Below are 3,058 nucleotides of genomic sequence, written 5' to 3' on the forward strand. Positions count from 1 at the left end.
GTGCCGCTGCGCAGGTGCCGCTGCGCAGCGGCAGGGCGTGCAGGGCTCCCCAGTTCCACCTGCTCAGGGTGTCGCCCTGCAGCGTGCTCAGCCGCTGGAAGGCGCCCTCGGCAGTTCGCTCGAGCATCTCCTGCTGCCCGGTCACGTCGAGGCCCGGGTTGTTCCACCATTCCGAGTCGGGATTTCCGAGCAGCTCGTCGACGACGAGGAACAGCCGGCCCTGCCCGGCGAGGGCGGCAGCGTGCTCACGCCCCCGGACGAAGAGATTCGCGACGAGCTCATCCCACAGCACGTTCGCATAGGCGGCGGCAGCCGAGTCCGGCGCGTTGTGGAGGTCCCACGAGCGCAGCAGATCGAGTGCGGCATCGGTGCCGGCGTCGCCCGTGGTCACGTCCTCGTACACGGCGACGAGTCGCCGACCCATCCAGAACTCGTCGTCGGCCTGGATGTCGCGCATGGCGTCGACGGTGAGAGGTCCCTGCACCGCGGCGCGCTGCAGCAGGTCGGTGATGCGCGCGGCCCGCCAGCCGTAGTCCCAGTCGCGTGTCAGGAAGTGCGGATACTCCGCACCGACGATCGCGTTGTTGGCGGTGACGATCCACCCCTCCGGGGGGTTGTACGACGTCGGCAGCTCCTCGAACGGGATGAACCCGGTCCAGTCGTACGACGAATCCCACCCAGGCTGCGGCATCCATCCGTCTCCTGCCCCACGGATCGGCAGCTTTCCGGGGGTCTGGTAGCCGATGTTCCCATCGACATCCGCGTAGATGAGATTCTGCGCGGGAACGTCGAATCGCGCCGCGGCGGCGCGGAAGCCTTCGAAGTCGGAGGCGATGTCGAGGGCGAAGATGGCGGATGCCGTGGTCCCCGGCTGTAAGGCGGTCCACTGCAGGCTGACCGCATACTCGCCGTCGGGTGGGCTGGCGGGCACGGACACCGTGCCGTCGACATTCGTGTACGGGTCGTCCGCGATCGCGGTGAAGTCATCGGTCAATCCCGAGACGATCGGACCGTGCACGGTGGAGCGGATCTCCAGCAGCTCCGCCGCACCGCCGGCGACCGAGATCGTCTCGGTGCGCACGTCCAGCGGCACGAGCGCGCCGTCGCGCCAGTATGAGTCGCCGTCGAGCCTCTCGACGTAGAGGTCGGTGACATCGGTGGAGAGGTTGGTGAAGCCCCAGGCCACGCGACCGTTGTGCCCGATGATGACGCCTGGCACCCCGGAGAAGCCGAATCCCGCCACGTTGAAGGGGCACTCCGGTGTGACGACCGCGCAGCGCAGGCCGATCTGATGCCAGACGCTGGGCAGCGAGGCGCCCAGGTGCGGGTCGTTGGCGAGGAGGGGCTTGCCGCTCTGGGTCATCGAGCCGGACACCACCCAGGAGTTCGAGCCGACCCCTTCACCGGCTCCGCCGACGAGGGCGCTGACCGCCTCGATGACGTCGTCGACCTCGGTCCACTCGATCGCGGCCGTGGCAGCCGTGCTGGGTGCGGCATCCGTTCCGTCGTCGAAACCTGCCGGGAGCGCTGTCGTGATCGTCGGCACGATGACCGGATTGACGTCGAAGGGATAGCCCGGGTAGAGCTCCGCGAGCTGGTCGGGCGTGAAGTTCGGCGCCATCAGGGCGCGGTCGGTCTCGGACTCGATGTTGTCGCGGAGGTCCCAGGCCATCGCCTTCAGCCATGAGACGGAGTCGGCCGGGGTCCACGGCTCGATCTCGTACTCCGGGTTCTGCAGGCCGAGCACGGCGTACTCGAGCGAGACCTCGGCGCCGTCGTGGCCCTTCAGGTAGGCGTTCACGCCCTCGGCGTAGGCGTCGTAGTAGGCGCGCACCGTCGGATCGAGGGCTTCGACCTCCTGCTCGGCGACGGCTCGCCAGCCCAGGGTCCGCAGGAACCGGTCGGTCGGCAGCTGCGATGAGCCGAACAGCTCGGACAGTCGCCCGCTCGTGACGTGGCGGCGGAAGTCCATCTCCCAGAAGCGATCCTGCGCGTGCACGTACCCCTGCGCGAAGAAGAGGTCATGGGTGCCTCGGGCCGTGATCGTCGGCACGCCAAGGCTGTCGCGCTGCACCGTGACCTGGCTGTCGACCCCGTCGAGGGTGATCGAACCCGCGACCTGCGGGAACGAGCGCTGGATCGTCCACACCCCCACCCCCGCCGCGATGACGGCGATGACCAGGATCCCGGCCACCAGGCCGAACAGCGAGAGCCCCACGATCCGTCCCACGCGCCGGCGCGGGCGCGGCGGTTCGGGCAGGGGAATGGGCGAGGTGTACACGTTCGTCATTGAGTGTGCTTTCGCTGCATGGCCGAGCGGAACCCGGTGTCGTGCACCGTGAACCTCGATCCCGCGCTATCGGGTCGCGTGGGATCGCTCTCGCATCGTACGTGAGGACGCCGCGATCCGCTCGCCGCCGAGGAAGGCTAGGCCGCGTCGAGCAGCCGGTCGAGTTCGTCGAGCACCGGCTCGTCTGGGCGGAACTTGCGGGCGAACCAGAAGCCGGACGCGACCATCGCGTCCAGATCGTCCGAGGTGAGCCACTTCGGATGAGGCGTATCGACCCACTGGGCGTAGTGGACCATCCCGGCGAGATTGCGCAGCGACGGGTCGTTGCGCAGCACGGTGTGCGGGTAAGACTCGGTCGGCACCCGGGTGTGCGAGTAGTAGCGCATCAGTCCGGGGTCGGCCCGCAGCAGGACCTGGGCGGCGCGCCCCGACAGCGCGAACTGGTCGCAGCCCTTGTACAGGCGGAAATCGTCGCTGAAGGGCGTCCGCAGCCTGCGTCTGTTCAGATCCGGCGGGAGACCGCGCGGCGATCCGCTCATCGAGAAGCCGGGGATGTGCTTCATGACCTGACGGACCCGGTGGCGGTCCGTCCACAGCGGCAGCCGGTACGAGCGCACCAGATACCGCTCCAGGAACAGGGGAAGCTTGGGATCGTCGTCCGGCTCCTCGAGCGCCATGTCGGCGGCGGACGCGGCGAGGTGCCGCTCATAGTCGCGGAGCGGCCGCAGCGGGTAGTCCTGGCCGGTGAGGATCGTGAGCCAGTCGTCC

2 protein-coding genes are annotated in these 3,058 nt (G+C 68.9%); both read right to left on the minus strand.

Annotation, left to right across the window (positions count from 1 at the left end; all coding sequences use genetic code 11):
- A partial coding sequence (locus AC1DVT_RS08455) for a penicillin acylase family protein (RefSeq protein WP_477388137.1) occupies positions 1 to 2,290 on the minus strand: 2,290 nt, incomplete at its 3' end.
- Between the two features lie 137 nt (positions 2,291 to 2,427).
- Positions 2,428 to 3,058, minus strand: a 631-nt coding sequence (locus AC1DVT_RS08460) for a beta-1,6-N-acetylglucosaminyltransferase (RefSeq protein WP_477388138.1), incomplete at its 5' end; no start/stop codon positions are given.

The sequence above is a fragment of the Microbacterium sp. P2_F9 genome (genome assembly GCF_056403635.1).